Genomic DNA, 14,377 nt, shown 5'->3' with positions numbered 1-14,377 from the left:
TCATGGCAAAGGCAAGCACAGTATTGAAAAAACACCTTTCGCTCATCAGCGAAATAGAAAAAGCGAGTCAACCGAACAACGTGAAGAATCCGGTAGTGAAAACCCGAACTGCCGCTGCGGCCAAAAAGGCAAAGGTGGAAAGTCGTATCAAAGATCTGGAAGAGCAACGTGCAGCGTTCAATAAGAAAATGGACGAAGCGATAGCACAAGAGAAAAAACAGCTCATTGAGATAGAGCGGTTCGAAAAGATGGTCGCGGAGCCAGAACAACCCAAAACCGAAGAAAAGCCGAAACCAAAACCTCGCACACCAAGAACACCCAAGGTAAATACCGAGGCGGTGCTAAAGGCAACAACGAAGAGAAAGGTTTCACCGACTACGCCAAAAAGAAGGCCGATGAAGAAGTAGGAATAATAGAAACAGATGTGAGTAAACATTATTTTAAAAAAACTTATTCTTTTAATTGATACATATTAATGACAGTGTTCTTATAAAATTTAATGTAGGTATTTTAAGTAGGGGCTGTGTTGTGAGTGTAAATAGTATATGTGAAGTCATAAATCTAGATCTTCTTACATTTGAAGACGAGTCGGAGTTTTCTTAGCGTGAAGGTGATGTGTTAAAGGTGTTCAAGTTTTTTTTAAATAACATTGAAGTACCCAATGGAGATAGTGCGATTGACTTTTTTAAGATGTATGAGGTTGAGCCTGAAAAACATCATTCGAAAGTAGCATATGCAGAAAATAACTATGGCATATGTTTTTGACAAAAAATATGATGAATGAAGTTGTAATATGCTTCCATCGATGGGACTGATTTTTAGGGTGTGGAATCAGTATGTGGAAATAACATATGGAGTTTGAAATGACTAGTATGAAGGAAAAGCTATTAAACTCTTCTGTGGAAATTGAAGGTGTGAAATTTGACTTGAAGAATGGGGCTGGTTCTTCTGACGATTATTCTGTTTTAATGGAGGAGGATAGTATTTATATAGGAGAGATTAATCAGGGGGATGTAGAGGGTTCAATATCTCTAGTAGCCTTTAATAGTGGCGGTTCTGGTACATTTTACTACCTAGTGGTTCATAGATTTGAAAGTGGAGAGTTTAGGCAGCTACTTTCCACTTCCGTAGAAACAAATTATGAAGAGAGAGAGTTTCGCGTACTAGATGATAAAAGTATATTAGTTGAGATCAGATATCGAGAAGGCTACCAGACAAGATTTATTATTAAAATATCCAATTTTTAATGAGTGTTGGAGTATGTCATGAAAAATGAAAACATAGTTATTGGTGTTTCTAAGGAACTTTCAATAGATAAAGCTATTGAAAATGCGATGGAAAGTATTCCATTCAGTGCCCCGGCGGATGGATACGTAGTTTCGAAGATATTGGAAATTAAGATAGTTACTGGAACAAATTTGGCGGGAGTAAATAAAAAGGAGTTAATGGTTACTATTTCCTGGGGATATAACATTGATATTTGACTTGTAACTTACTGTTATAAAAAAGAGGTTAATATGACTAATTTAGTATCATCTGATCGTGGTTGGAATGCATGGTATGACAATATGCCTGGGCTTGGAAATAAGGCTATTTATGTAACTGGAGGTATTGATATTCCGGACTTTAGCGTTTCTGCTGTTATTGAAAAAGAGCCATCTATGGATGAGGCTGGGGATTATTTGAGGTTGGTTGTTGTTATTACAACGATAATTGACTCTTCGGTAAGAGATAAGTCGTTTGTTGAATTGCAATATAAAGAAGAAATTGAAAATGAAAAATATGTTAAAGTTTTTGTACGATTGCCTGATGGTTCTGTGGTTACAATCGAAGAAGTTACTAGTGTTGACTAATTTTCAATGAAAAGTAAAACTCTCAATCCAAATATTTAGCTGGTGTATTATGAAAGATGATGTGGATTTAAATGAATTTCTAAATCTTGATGCTATTGAATCTATTTCTGATTCCAATATTTCAGAGCACTCAGGTGTTGATGTCGAAGAACTTTGTGCTCGAATTGATTACATCGGTAATTGTGGGTTTAATAATACTGGGAGAAAGGCTTATTGTGTCAATAAACTAAATAACCGCACTGTGAGGGCGACAGTTTTAGTTAAATCCACGTATAAAGGTTCGACAAATGAGAGGTTCGCAGTTTCCGTGGTTCCACCAGGCGCGAGAGTATTTCTAGGTTGCACAAATGGTGGCTCTGTATTCGGACTTTCTGTGTCTTATAGTGTAGTTGGTTGCGAGTGATATGATGAAGAAGATGATTTTTAATTCGAAAGTGCTTTGTTTTCATTATTTTAAAAGAATTATTAGTATTAGTTTTATGTTAGTAATATTTAACTCAATACTGGCATGTGCGGATACGAGCATAATTAGTCCGAAAGAAGTTAAGTCTAAGATTGTAGATAAAGAATCATTTTGTGAAGACTCATCTTTAATGCTTAGTCCAGCTTCTGTTTTGGTTGTTGGCGTTATAACTGAAGAGGTTTCAAAATATTTAGTTAAAGAGTTAACTAAGGTAGTAAAAGATGAGCTTGACTCGAAGGTTTCTGTCTTCAAAGGTAAGAATCACTTGGGTTGCGATATTGCTGACAACAGAGTGGAGAGTGATAATATTAAGTTTGAGTTGGAGTTCTTTAAAAGAGAGAAAGTGGAACAGATTCCAAATGACACAATAAAAGAAAAACTTGTTGTTCCATTTGAGCTTACAACAAGTACATATTTTTATGATTTAACTTTCGCACCAAGTCAAGAATTTGTAGATGGGTGGTTTGTTGGTAGGGAACTATTTAATATTGGTGAGAGTTTTAATGGTCGAGTTTTTATTTACATAAAATGGGTTACTTACTCGAGAGATAATGAGAAGACAATTTCAAACTCTGTTTTTAATGGAGCCGTTGCGGAATTCAAAGTAAAGGATGGCAAAATAGACTTAGATTGGCTTAAAAACAATGATGAATTTAAACGTGAAATAACTAAAGAGGAAGATTATAAAAGTAAAGTAACCACAGGGATTAGACCGCCACGGAGTCAATCTTCAAATAAAGCTCATCCGCAACTTCATCTTATAGATTGGTCGTTAGTCTTTGTAGATGAATCTATATCCTCTAAGGCTCTGCGTAAAGTTCATGAAGTCCTGACATCAAAGAAAGATAAAATTACAGAGAGTGTGGTGGAAGAAATCGATGATGCGCTGGGTTTAGGGGAGAATTGAAAACCGTTCCTTTTCCGAAGTAGTTGTTGCCCATAAAATGTCATATTTAGTAGATTTGAAGTGTGATTTTTCTATTTATAGGTTATCTTTTAACTTTAATATTCTCTTGGTGATGTGATGAACAATCATTGATGTGTTTGTTTTTCCTCATCCCCTCCGAAATAGAATAAATCGCCCTCGACAACACATCATCGGGCTCTCTATAAAACAGCCGGACTTCAAATGGGATATTCCATTTCTCATCGCCTGCCAGTGCAAGCTCTCCGCGCATCAGCTCATCCTTCACGAATGAATGGGGGAGCCAGGCCAAGCCATAGCCGCCCAACACCATAGATTTAAGCGTGTGGGCGAAAGGATTTTCATAACGCCTGCTGAGATAACAACCTTCTTTTTCTAATAACTGGTCAATGGCTTTTCCAAATAAGGATTGATGAGTGTAAGCGACCAATGGAATGGGATCGCTTGCTTCACCGGGAAGGCTGAATATGGCTTTTTTGTCTGTAGCCAAAGCGACGGGTACCAAGGTTTCTTTTCCGATGACTGTGCTTTGAAAACGATTGTCATCTATGGCGTTGCCCAGCCCGTTATGTGTGTAGCAGAGGAGGTAATCCACCGAGCCATTTCTGAACATTTCGACGCAATCTGCCAAACGATCGGAAGAAAGTTTGACGTAAACGGGGCCAACTTCTTTTTCGATTTCATGCATCCATGACATGAAGACGGTTTGGACAATAGAATTCTGTGCAGCCACTGAAATCTCATTACCTTTGGTTTTCTTCAGCGCACGGGCTGACTCTCTGGCGAGGTGAAGGTGATTAAGGATTTCCTCGGCTTCAATGACAAATGCCTTACCTTGTTCTGTCAGTTCAAGTTGTGGCGAGTCCCGGTTAACCAGGTCTGTACCTATCCACTGTTCTAGCGCTTTGATTCGACGGCTGAATGCAGGTTGGGTAACAAAACGTTCCCTCGCGGCAGAAGTAAAACTGCTGGAATTTGCCAGACAGACAAAATCTTCTAATAACTTAAAGTCCAATACTCCCTCCGAGCCAAATACTTCGTGGCTTGGTGCCAGTTCCGTTTGTGATATTCATTGCTTTTATTTAATAAAACTAACAGAACGCACCCTTTTCGTAGGCTTAAAGATAAGAAAACAGCCTATTCACCATTCAATTTGTGGATAAGTGGGAAAAGTTTTTATTTTCTTTCCCAGGTGATGTTTTAGCATTTAATTTATTGAAAATAAATAGGTTATAAGGTGGCATAACTTTTTGGTATGTAGGGCAACCGAATTGGCATGATGCAAAAATGACGCTTATGACCATGCTTAATTGAGTGTTTTCAGCCGCACGCTATCTCAGCAGCCGAAAACTAACTTGGATGAATCGCAGCGGATGCTCAGCGCTGCAAATACGGAAAACCAGACTAGGGAGAAGTCTCATGAAGTACCGCAACAACGTTAGTTCTTTTCTGAAAAGTGCGTTAAGCGTCGCCATTGTCGGTGCATTACCTTTCACTGCACAAGCTGCCGAAACCATTCGCCTGTCTACTTATGTCAACGAGTCCGACATTCGTTATCAAGGCTTTCAGAAATTTGCAGAACTTGCGGCTGAGAAAAGTAATGGTGACCTGAAAGTCCAGGTTTTCCCATCCGGCACTCTGCATGGTTGGAGTGAAGGTGTGGATGCGGTTCAAGGCGGTGTGTCTGATATCAGCTGGATCCCTGCCGACAAACGCTTGCCATGTTATCGCGTCACCTCGCTGTATCCAGTCGCCATTAGTCTTGAAAAACAAATTGAGCTTGATGCCGATTACGCAGCATTAATTGAGGCGGAAGCGGCAAAAGCTGATCTGATCCCGCTGATCAATTCCAACTATTCGTATGACCAGGAATGGTGGTTTGAAGAACCAGTGTCAGACATCGGTAAGTTGAACGGCAAACTGGTTCGTTCGATTGGCCCTCTGGTGAGCCTGATGATCGAAACATGGGGCGGTAAGCCGGTATTCGTTGCACCGAAAGAGGTTTTCCAGTCTGCAGAGCGTGGCGTGGTTGATGGAATCAACATGGGCGTCGCGACATACAGTTCATGGAAGCTTTGGTCGGTCATGCCGTACATGGTTAACGCCAACATGTTCTACGGCAACATCATTTACATGATGAACAAAGATAAGTTTGATGGACTGAGCGCAGACAACCAGAAAGCGTTAAAAGAAGCGGCAAAAGAAGCAGAAGCATGGCTGAAACCACGTTACGAAACTTGGGTAGACGAACGTGTCGGTAATGCAGTGATGGCAAACGGCGGTTCTGCGGTTTCCATGTCTGAAGAACGTACTGGAGAGCTTCTCGCAGGTATTCAGGAAAAATGGACACCAGAAGTAAACGGCGCCTGTGGTGTGCCACTGGCTGATAAAGTCCGGAGCCTGTTTGCAGCGCACAGCGAATAATTGAAGAGGTGCGCAGTATGAAATCAAACCTGTTAAAGGCTTTGAACTGGCTATCTTTAGCGTTGCTCTACTGCGGTGCCGTCATCGTGCTGATCCAGGCAATCTGGATCAGCTACGGTGTTGGGGTACGTTATATTCTCGATTCACCTGATGGCATGGTGACAGAGGCCACTGCTCTGCTACTGGTGCCTGTCGCGTTTCTCGGTATCTCATACGCACTGCTAAATGATGCCTACCCTAAAGTGGGAATAGTCCGTGACAAGCTACCAGAAACCCTGCAGTTTTGGGTCGATAAGCTGAATATGTTGGTGATGTTGCTGATTGGAGCGTTTTTCTTCACGGCATCAGCCAAAGCCATGTTCAAGTCGCTTGATTCTGGTGCGGCGTCTGAAATCCTTCTTTGGCCGCGATTTTATTTCTGGATCCCTGTGGTGCTTTCCCTTTTAGTCTTCTGTCTCACCGCAGTCTATCTGCTGTTGGCGGGCAGACCACCACGTAAGCCGCAAGGAAGTGCGGCGACGGATAACGCTGGACTCAGCCAAAACCAACAATAACAAGGATGTGTTATGGAATGGTACGTTGTCGGGCTAGGTATGCTGGGCTTGTTGATGGGATTCATCATCATTGGCTTGCCTATCCCATTTGCGCTTGCCGCAGCATCTATCCCGTTTTTGCTCGATATTCTGAGTGTGAAATCTTCGCTGGTGACGGTGGAACTGAAACTGTGGGGGGTGTGGTTTGACTACATTCTCCTCGCCGTTCCGTTGTTCGTTTTTCTTGGCGAATTGATTGGGCGCTCTTCCATTGGCCCCAACCTTTACTGGTTTATGCATAGCAAGTTGCCACTACGTGGTGCTGCGGCTTACGGCAGTATCGGCGCTTGTGCAGGGTTTGGTGCCGTGTGTGGTTCCAGCATGGTGGGTTCACTGACTATCGGCGGTGTGGCCTTGCCTCAGATGCTGAAACTGGGTTACGGAAAACGTCTGTCGAGTGGTGTATTGGCTGCTGGCGGTACGTTGAGTGTTCTGCTACCGCCAAGCTTGATCTTGCTGTTTTATGGCATCGTGACAGACCAATCCATCGGTGCACTATTTATCGCTGGTGTCATACCTGGACTGGTACTGGTAACCATGTTCTTCATCATCGTCGCGGTGTGGGGAAAGGTTGCACCTCAAGATATTCCGGGGCAGGAGAGTATCCAACCGATCCCTTGGCTGGTGGCGCTGTCCGCACTCACGCCGGTGATGATCATTGGCTTGGTGATTACCATCTCTATCTATGCGGGAATCGCGACACCAACTGAAGCGGCGGCGGTGTCGTCGGTTATCACGCTTATCATGGCATTTTGCTTTGGTGGGCTGCGTTGGGATGGCTTGCTCGAGTCACTTAAGTCGACAATGCAGACCATGGGTTACTTGGGCTTATTGCTGTCGTCAGGGGTACTATTCGGCTTTGTGATGACCTATCACCAAATTCCGCAACAGTTTACCCAACTGTTCGTTGAAATGGACTTATCGCCCTACGCTGTGCTGGCAATGATTGTGGTGTTCTACATCATCCTCGGCATGTTCTTAGAGCCTGTCTCTATGACTTTTATCACCTTACCAACCCTGTTCCCTCTGGTGCATGCGGCGGGCTTTGACCTGATTTGGTTTGGGGTGGTTTACACCATCACTATGGAAATAGCCGTACTGACACCGCCTGTCGGGCTCAACCTCTTTGTTATTCAGAGTCTCGCGAGAGATGACGTGACTATTGGGGATGTGATCGTTGGCTGTGTTCCCTTTATTTTCGCGCTTGTGATTTTGCTGCTGTTGTTGGTCGGACTGCCTGACACAGCGCTTTGGCTCCCTGAGTTAATGGAATAATAACGATGAATTGTATACGTGTAGGAACCGGACCCACGTTGGTACTGGTTCATGGGTTTCTCAGCAGTTTGACCTATTGGGAAAAACAGATTGAGTTGTTTTCAACGCGCTTCGACGTTGTCGCGTTCGATTTGCCAGGTTATGGAGGAAAGGCAAAGGAAACAGGCTTGGATAGCATTGAAGGGTTTGCCGATTTCGTGTTGGGAAAACTGGATGAACTCGGTATCGACTGTTTTCACCTGATGGGGCATTCGATGGGGGGGATGATTGCTCAGGAAATTGCAATCAAAGCAAAAGACAGAGTGATGGGGTTGGTGCTCTACGCAACCGGACCAAATGGCCGTTTGCCGGGGCGTTTTGAATCGCTTGAAGACAGCATGGCACGTGCTGAAAAAGAGGGCACAGAGCAAGTCGCACGGGATACTGTCCGAACCTGGTTTTCAGAAGGGGAAGAGGATCCTGATTTTGTTGGGGGAATGGCGCTTGCTGAACGTGTGTCCACGCAAACCTATATTAACGGACTTCGTGCTATGGGAGGGTGGCGCTCTATTGAACGCCTGGGCGATATTGAGGCAAAAACACTGGTTCTCTGGCCAGACAGTGATCGATCCTATATGTGGGATCAGGTCGAAATACTCTGGAGAAGAATAAAAGACACGAACTTGGCCGTGATGCCTCTGGCCGCTCACAATGCTCACCTCGAGAAAGCGCGCATCTTCAATCTACTGGTGATTGAGTTCCTGCAAAGCGATAAGGTGAAACAACGTCAGTTGGCGACGACGACTTAGGGGCTGTTGACCTTTGGTGATGACTTTTGCAGCAGTTTGTGGGGATTTTATGCAAGGCAGAAGTTTCGATGTGTATCGCCTACATGAGAAGCAGATAACGCAGCAGAAATTCCCCACAAACGCTGCCCGGAGGGTTCGACTGCGCGTCCCGTACCCTAAGCGTTTTATGTTTTGTTGAGGTGTATTTGCTTAGAATGGCTAGGCCGCACATACCCCGCCGCGCCTAAAACGCTTATAGCGAGAACAAAATTTAACCACCAAAGATCAACAGCCCCTAGTTATTTTTCTTCGTTACTCTTACGGAGTGCATCAAGATAGTCGATGTGCTCTGGAAAAATTGCACAGCATCCTCCTACGATATTCGACCCCGCATCCAGCCAGGCACGCACAAACGCTGCGTATTCATCAGCGGGTAAATCACGAACCGTCGTCAGTGAATCATTGGCTTCATGGTCTTGATGGATGACCGTAAACCCATTGGCATAAGCGCCTAGGGAAATCTGCTTGCCGCTATCATCAATGATGGCTTTTGCTAAAGCAATGGCGTCCAACATTACCTCGGGTTGTGAACAGTTAAACAGCACGCCATCGACGCTTTTTTCACAGACAACGCGAATTGCATCCGCCACAGATTCACCAGAGCGTAATCGAGGTTGATCGATTTCAGTGTCCATTAAGCTGAAGGCAAAGTAGGCAGGTTGATTTGTGCTTTTGAGTACGTCGAAAATCGTTTCGAATTCTTCAATCAAGCTAATCGTTTCAGCTATCCAAATATCTGAGTAGCCTGCTTGTGCATCAACCAGTGTTTGAATGATTGAGCGGGCTTTTTCTGCTGAGAAAAGATCAGGGCGGTAGGAACCCAAAACTGGAGGAATACAGCCCGCAACTTTGACTTTCCTCTCGCTGTCATCAGCAGCACGACGGGCAATTTGCGCTGCGGACTCAGCCAGTTCAAAGCCTTGTTCCTGATATCGCTGCTCGCCCAAGTGGAAAGGGACGCAGGCATAGCTGTTGACCGTGATGACATCGCATCCCGCATCAATAAAATTCTGGTGCGCCTGATAAACACAATCTGGCGCTTCAATCAGCGCTTGAGCGCTCCATAAAGGCTGGGAAAATGGGGCGCCGATACGTTGAAGCTCTCGCCCCATGCCGCCATCTAATAAAACAAACATCCGTGATCGCTCTTTCTTGTTGTAACCCAAATTATATTTGGGTATTTCAAAACTTTTGCGAAAGGTCTCACAAAATATTTGTGATGTCTAGAAGGGTTAAACGGCTGCTTTGCGGGTGTCTTTTTTACCTTGCAGCATAAGAAGACCAAATACGCCCAGCGCATATAGCATCGACCAACCAAGACAGACGAAAACAATCACACAAAGTGCCAGTGCGATGCCCGCCAACCATCTGGCTGCGCCTTGAAGCAGTTTCAATGCTGCGAGCATCGCCATCAGATAAACCAACACGAACACACTGTTGGCGAGCTTAAGGAAAAACTCCAAATCCAAGCCTGACCAATATCCTATGATGCAGGAAGCCGCCAGGACGCCACCGACACTCAAGGTCGCATTCTGGGGGACGCCACGGCTCGAAACCTGAGCCATTTTTCCTTCTGGCTTGTTCTCGCGCGCTTGCGCCCAAACCATACGTGAAAGGCTTTGGGTGTAAAGATTGACACTCGCGAAGCAGGCGGAGAAGCCAATCACACTGATCAGCATTTTAAAGTTCGGGCCAAACAAGTTCTCACTCAACCAGGGGATTGAGGCGCTATCAAACTGTGGGGTGCCGTAAGCGCCGAATTTCAGGATGACGACTGACATGGCCCAGTAGGTCGCACCAGCTATAAAACAGCCCGCGATAATGGCGATAGGGAAATCTCTTTCCGGATTTTTAAACTCTTCCCCCATATGGGCGAAGGCTTCAATGCCAACAAAGCACCAGAACATCACACCAAGCGCAGCGCCAATGGGCCATAAGGAATCCTCACTAATGGTCGGCATGGTCAGATCGGTGACACCTACGCCGCCTTTCCACAGAAAAGCGCCAACCAAAAGAAAAATGCTAATCGCGATAAGGGTTTGCAGCTGACCCGAAGATTTAGCACCCATCAAATTGACACCCACCAAGAGCGCGACGGTAAGAAGTTGAGCCGTCAGAGAGCCATTAATCGGCTCAGGCAAAAGTTGTTGCAGAAAGCCAGCGGCAAGAGCAACGGCCGCTGGAACACCAACGGGAATCACGCTGACAAAGAGCCAGGCGACGCTCCGCTCTAACCTTTTATCGAAAGCTTTGCGGACGAAATAAGCGGTACCGCCTGCATTCGGGTAGCGCTTACCTAATTGGGCGAATGTCAGGGCTATCGGGCAAATAGCGACAAACAGGAAGAGCCATGCCCAGAGGGAAAACTCACCGGCGATGCCCGCTGCAATAGCAGGGATCATGAATAGTCCGGTACCCAAAAGGGTGGTAGAAAGTTGGCCGATACCGGACAGCAATGTGATTTCTTTTTTGAGTTGATTCATGGGGCGTCCCAGCCAGTATCTGTGTGTTGATGACTGTTGCCAGATTAAAGCTGATTGATTGAAAAAGCATCGCGCAAAGTGTCTTTGTTCATCGTCAGATTGACGGTTTTTATTGCTGAGGCTGACAAAGTGACAGTTTTCGCGCAATATTCTGCGAGAGAAGTGATTTACGAAAAGAGAATTGAAAGAAGAACATGGATAAGTTCGACCAACAAATATTGGATATTCTGCGTGTGGATGCACGCCGTTCCGTCAGCGAAATCGCGCGGGATGTCAATTTGTCGCGTTCCGCAGTGACAGCACGAATCAAAAAGCTTGAGCAAGACAAAGTTATTCTTGGCTACCACGCCGATGTAGTGGAGAACAAAAGTGTCGAAATGGTCTGCGCTTACCTTGCATTAAAATATGACACTTCATCCAGCCAATACCACTGTGAGGCTTATGCAGAAACCATTCGCCGGATTGAAGGGGTGAAGTGGTGTCATGCGATCAGCGGCGAAACGGACATGATGCTTTATGTGGAAGTGCCTAGTATGAACCGTATCAATCAAATCCGTGAAGTGATTCAGGCTATTCCTGACATCAAGCAGGTGGTGACCCATATCGTGCTGACAGAGTTCTTCAATACGACTAAGTAAGTTAAGCTTGTTTGCTTATGCGCGTCTTTATACTGCTATCAGATAAAGCCTTAATCATTTTTGAGTATCTCTTCTTAATGTAACTTTGGTCACAAAACGTGCTGCTGCTGTTTTCGAAAAACGTTCAATATTACTAGACGGTAGAGAGTCGTGAAGTCAATTTAATTACAAATAATCAATGCATTAGATAATTCATGCTCTCGTTATGCCGAAAAGTAACCGCAGCCCCTTCAATATAGGTATTGGCGTAAGTCAAAAAAGTTTCTCAGTCTGAAATAGCAATTACTTTTTTCTACTTCTTAACTGTTAGGGACAACGACATGCACCTTTCTCGCTTTCCACGTTTGCGCTTTGCTCATTTACCTACACCGCTTGAGCCAATGCAGCGTCTTTCTGAAGCCTTGGGCGGGCCTACAATCTGGATTAAACGCGACGATTGTACTGGTCTGGCTGGTGGTGGTAACAAAACTCGCAAACTTGAGTTCCTGATGGCAGACGCACTTGAACAAGGCGCTGACACCATTATCACCCAAGGTGCGACCCAAACTAACCATGGTCGTCAGACAGCGGCAATTGCGGCGAAATGTGGATTGGAGTGCCACATTTTGTTGGAAGACCGAACCGCTTCAGAAGATCCAGATTATGTGCTCAATGGCAACGTCATGCTTGAGCAACTGTTTGGGGCTTCACTCAGTAAATATCCGGGCGGCACAGATATGAATGCCGCGATGGAAGATGTTGCAGCAACACTGCGCGCCGAGGGTAAGAAGCCCTACATCATTCCAGGTGGTGGTTCCAATGCGATTGGTGCGTTGGGTTATGCTAACTGTGCCTTGGAGCTGGTCAACCAAGCCAATGAAATGGGGTTGAAAATTGACCACCTTGTTCATGCGACAGGGTCAGCTGGTACGCAGGCGGGCTTGGTTACTGGCCTTGTTGCCACCAACAGTCTAATTCCTCTGCTTGGCGTAGGTGTTCGTGTTCCCCAGCCGCAGCAGGAAGGTAATGTCTACACACTTGCTGAAAAGACTTGCGATCTATTGGGCATTCCAGGAGCAGTGAAACGCGAAGATGTGCGTGCTAACTGTGATTACGTTGGAGACGGCTACGGGATTCCTGCTGAAAGCACCTTAGAAGCGATAGATATGTTTGCCCGCTATGAAGGCATTTTACTGGACCCTGTCTATTCCGGTAAGGGTGCGGCTGGCCTTATCGACCTTATCCGCAAAGGCGAATTTAAAGACTGCGACAACATCGTATTTCTGCACACTGGTGGTGCTCAGGCATTGCCGGGCTATCGCGAAGCCTTTGGTTTCGAAAGTTATAGCTAAGTAACTACTGGTGCGAAGTGCCCTATTATTGCTAGGTGGAAATAATCTGTTCCTGATTTGGTGGATTATCAAAGCTCAGATTGAAATCTATACTCACTTCATCACTGAAAGAGGAGGTGAGTTATGGATGAGCAACGTGCCATCAATCTTTATTATTTCCTCAGATCCCAGAATGCACCGCAGTCTCAGATCAATGAGGTCGTGGAACGAATCAACCAATCTTACGGTATCAACCTGAGAAGTTTAGACACCCAGTACCGTAAGCAAAGAGGTTATTCACCCAATCGATATGATATCAACACCTATGGAACGGCGGGTTCGAGAACCATGAACCAAACCCGCCAAATGCAAAAGCCAGCACATTAGTGCTGGCTTGATACGCGCAAACTAATGGCTATTTACCTTTGAATTGTCGAATTACTGAGTGAATGGTAGGTGACAAAAAAGCCCGCTTGTTAGCGGGCAAAAAAGGCAGTTACATTTTTATCTTCACCACATAAATCGAGTACCGACAGTGACATAGTCAGTCTCGGTGGCTATTCCAAACACCGGATTTAAATCAAATTCTGAGCGACCAACTTCGGTATAAAGGGCAATGTGGTCGTTATAGTTGTGATAAACACCAAAAACAGTCCCCTTGGCTTTGTGACCAGCAGTCGCGTTGGTGGGATCAATCTTTGTTTCGCCGTAACTCAAACGTAGTAAGGTATCTGTAGTTACATTGACGGTAGTTTGCAGCCAATAGCCACTGCTTTCGCGCTCGCGCCCTGAATCATCGAGTGAGTCAAAGTCGAGTTGTAAAGCCGAGCCCAATCCTTCCCCTTTAAATCCGGATGCAAATAGGCTGAAGCTACCATAGTTCAGGCTTACGCCGGCTGAATAACCGGATGCTTCCACTTTACTTCCAGAAGCGCATGTCACGCCACTGACCGTACAGTTTTCTGCAGATTGGTAAATCATATCTGCATAAAGGAGAAAGTTGCCACCTTCAAAATCCTGACCATATGACAGGTCAGCTTCAAATCGTGGAGACGTCGTTTTTGATGCGACAGGCGTGCTTTTAACACTAGGAAGTATGGATTGAATGGTACTTGGGTCATACAGGCCAACAGAGAATTTTACTGAAGAATCTGTCGGCGAGTTATAACGAATGCCGCTGTTAAAATTCGCGTACAGGTAGCCTGAATGTAATGAACCGGCACCCAGAGCGCCACCATCGTTTGCAATATCGTAGACAAAAAAGCCCCCCGCTAGCACTGAAGCATCCGCAAGAACAGGACGGCCATTAAAAATACTGTATTGCTTACCTATGACGATTTGACCGAAATCGCCATCAAAAGTGGCATAAATTTCCCTAGGGTCGAGCGACTTTGACGCTGTAGAACCGACATTACCTAGATTTTTATAGTTGCCTTCACCAGAGTGAGGGTTAATTCTTAGAAGTGGCCCCCAATTTTCGGACATGACTTTAAGTGATTGATCTGTTTTGATAGTCCCCAGAAAGACTGGAGCAGATGATGACAAGAAAACGTAGAAACCACTCACCCGAATTTAAAGCGAAGGTG

The 14,377-nt window shown here is 45.1% G+C and carries 17 protein-coding genes; 13 read left to right on the top strand and 4 right to left on the bottom strand.

Annotation, left to right across the window (positions count from 1 at the left end; genetic code table 11):
• Positions 1-2: 2 nt before the first annotated feature.
• From GMA8713_RS11380 to GMA8713_RS11360, 6 genes are all read left to right on the top strand, one after another.
• A complete protein-coding gene (locus GMA8713_RS11380; RefSeq protein WP_062709500.1) occupies positions 3-407 on the top strand; it encodes a hypothetical protein in 405 nt (134 codons plus the stop codon).
• Between the two features lie 456 nt (positions 408-863).
• Complete coding sequence (locus tag GMA8713_RS11375; RefSeq protein WP_062709498.1) at positions 864-1,247, top strand: hypothetical protein; 384 nt, start codon at positions 864-866, stop codon at positions 1,245-1,247.
• Positions 1,248-1,265: 18 nt separating this feature from the next.
• Positions 1,266-1,484, top strand: coding sequence for a hypothetical protein (locus GMA8713_RS11370; protein ID WP_062709494.1), 219 nt, complete (start codon positions 1,266-1,268; stop codon positions 1,482-1,484).
• A 33-nt stretch (positions 1,485-1,517) separates the two neighbouring features.
• Complete coding sequence (locus tag GMA8713_RS11365; protein WP_062709491.1) at positions 1,518-1,853, top strand: hypothetical protein; 336 nt, start codon at positions 1,518-1,520, stop codon at positions 1,851-1,853.
• Positions 1,854-1,902: 49 nt separating this feature from the next.
• Positions 1,903-2,256: a hypothetical protein gene (locus GMA8713_RS27330; protein WP_157515587.1), complete on the top strand. Its 354-nt coding sequence runs from the start codon at positions 1,903-1,905 to the stop codon at positions 2,254-2,256.
• A gap of 1 nt (position 2,257) precedes the next feature.
• Complete coding sequence (locus GMA8713_RS11360; RefSeq protein WP_157515585.1) at positions 2,258-3,223, top strand: hypothetical protein; 966 nt, start codon at positions 2,258-2,260, stop codon at positions 3,221-3,223.
• A gap of 82 nt (positions 3,224-3,305) precedes the next feature.
• On the opposite strand, the gene GMA8713_RS11355 is transcribed toward GMA8713_RS11360, so the two are convergent.
• The gene (locus tag GMA8713_RS11355; protein WP_062709484.1) at positions 3,306-4,256 is read right to left on the bottom strand and encodes a LysR family transcriptional regulator; all 951 of its coding nucleotides are present in this window, start codon (positions 4,254-4,256) and stop codon (positions 3,306-3,308) included.
• A 404-nt stretch (positions 4,257-4,660) separates the two neighbouring features.
• Between GMA8713_RS11355 and dctP the strand changes: the two genes are divergently transcribed.
• From dctP to GMA8713_RS11335, 4 genes are read left to right on the top strand one after another with little or no spacing between them, the layout of a single operon-like run.
• Positions 4,661-5,665, top strand: a complete 1,005-nt coding sequence (dctP, locus tag GMA8713_RS11350; RefSeq protein ID WP_062709481.1) for a TRAP transporter substrate-binding protein DctP — start codon at positions 4,661-4,663, stop codon at positions 5,663-5,665.
• Positions 5,666-5,682: 17 nt separating this feature from the next.
• A complete protein-coding gene (locus GMA8713_RS11345) occupies positions 5,683-6,219 on the top strand; it encodes a TRAP transporter small permease (RefSeq protein ID WP_062709478.1) in 537 nt (178 codons plus the stop codon).
• 12 nt (positions 6,220-6,231) lie between these two features.
• Positions 6,232-7,533 carry a TRAP transporter large permease gene (locus GMA8713_RS11340; protein ID WP_062709476.1) on the top strand — a complete coding sequence of 434 codons (1,302 nt, stop codon included), beginning with the start codon at positions 6,232-6,234 and terminating at the stop codon, positions 7,531-7,533.
• A 5-nt stretch (positions 7,534-7,538) separates the two neighbouring features.
• Positions 7,539-8,321, top strand: coding sequence for an alpha/beta fold hydrolase (locus GMA8713_RS11335; protein ID WP_062709473.1), 783 nt, complete (start codon positions 7,539-7,541; stop codon positions 8,319-8,321).
• A gap of 278 nt (positions 8,322-8,599) precedes the next feature.
• Here the strand turns inward: GMA8713_RS11335 and GMA8713_RS11330 are convergent, their stop codons facing one another.
• On the bottom strand, positions 8,600-9,496 hold the full coding sequence (locus GMA8713_RS11330) for a homocysteine S-methyltransferase family protein (RefSeq protein ID WP_062709469.1): 897 nt from the start codon (positions 9,494-9,496) through the stop codon (positions 8,600-8,602).
• A gap of 96 nt (positions 9,497-9,592) precedes the next feature.
• Positions 9,593-10,843 (bottom strand): L-methionine/branched-chain amino acid transporter, encoded by a 1,251-nt coding sequence (gene yjeH, locus GMA8713_RS11325; RefSeq protein ID WP_062709465.1) that lies wholly within the window; start codon positions 10,841-10,843, stop codon positions 9,593-9,595.
• A 194-nt stretch (positions 10,844-11,037) separates the two neighbouring features.
• Here yjeH and GMA8713_RS11320 point away from each other — a divergent pair, with 194 nt between their 5' ends.
• The 3 genes from GMA8713_RS11320 to GMA8713_RS11310 all read left to right on the top strand — a co-directional run bounded on the left by GMA8713_RS11320 (position 11,038) and on the right by GMA8713_RS11310 (position 13,178).
• The gene (locus GMA8713_RS11320) at positions 11,038-11,481 is read left to right on the top strand and encodes an Lrp/AsnC family transcriptional regulator (protein WP_062663933.1); all 444 of its coding nucleotides are present in this window, start codon (positions 11,038-11,040) and stop codon (positions 11,479-11,481) included.
• A gap of 320 nt (positions 11,482-11,801) precedes the next feature.
• Complete coding sequence (gene cuyA, locus GMA8713_RS11315) at positions 11,802-12,812, top strand: D-cysteate sulfo-lyase (protein ID WP_062709462.1); 1,011 nt, start codon at positions 11,802-11,804, stop codon at positions 12,810-12,812.
• A 123-nt stretch (positions 12,813-12,935) separates the two neighbouring features.
• On the top strand, positions 12,936-13,178 hold the full coding sequence (locus GMA8713_RS11310; RefSeq protein WP_002538849.1) for a hypothetical protein: 243 nt from the start codon (positions 12,936-12,938) through the stop codon (positions 13,176-13,178).
• 123 nt (positions 13,179-13,301) lie between these two features.
• Here GMA8713_RS11310 and GMA8713_RS11305 read toward each other — a convergent pair whose 3' ends face one another.
• Positions 13,302-14,276, bottom strand: a complete 975-nt coding sequence (locus GMA8713_RS11305) for a porin family protein (protein WP_157515583.1) — start codon at positions 14,274-14,276, stop codon at positions 13,302-13,304.
• Positions 14,277-14,377: the final 101 nt, after the last annotated feature.

This window comes from Grimontia marina (assembly GCF_900060185.1).
GTDB classification, from domain to species: domain Bacteria; phylum Pseudomonadota; class Gammaproteobacteria; order Enterobacterales; family Vibrionaceae; genus Enterovibrio; species Enterovibrio marinus.
The sequence above is the reverse complement of the archived record's forward strand: the minus strand, read 5'-3'. Positions and strand labels throughout refer to the sequence as shown.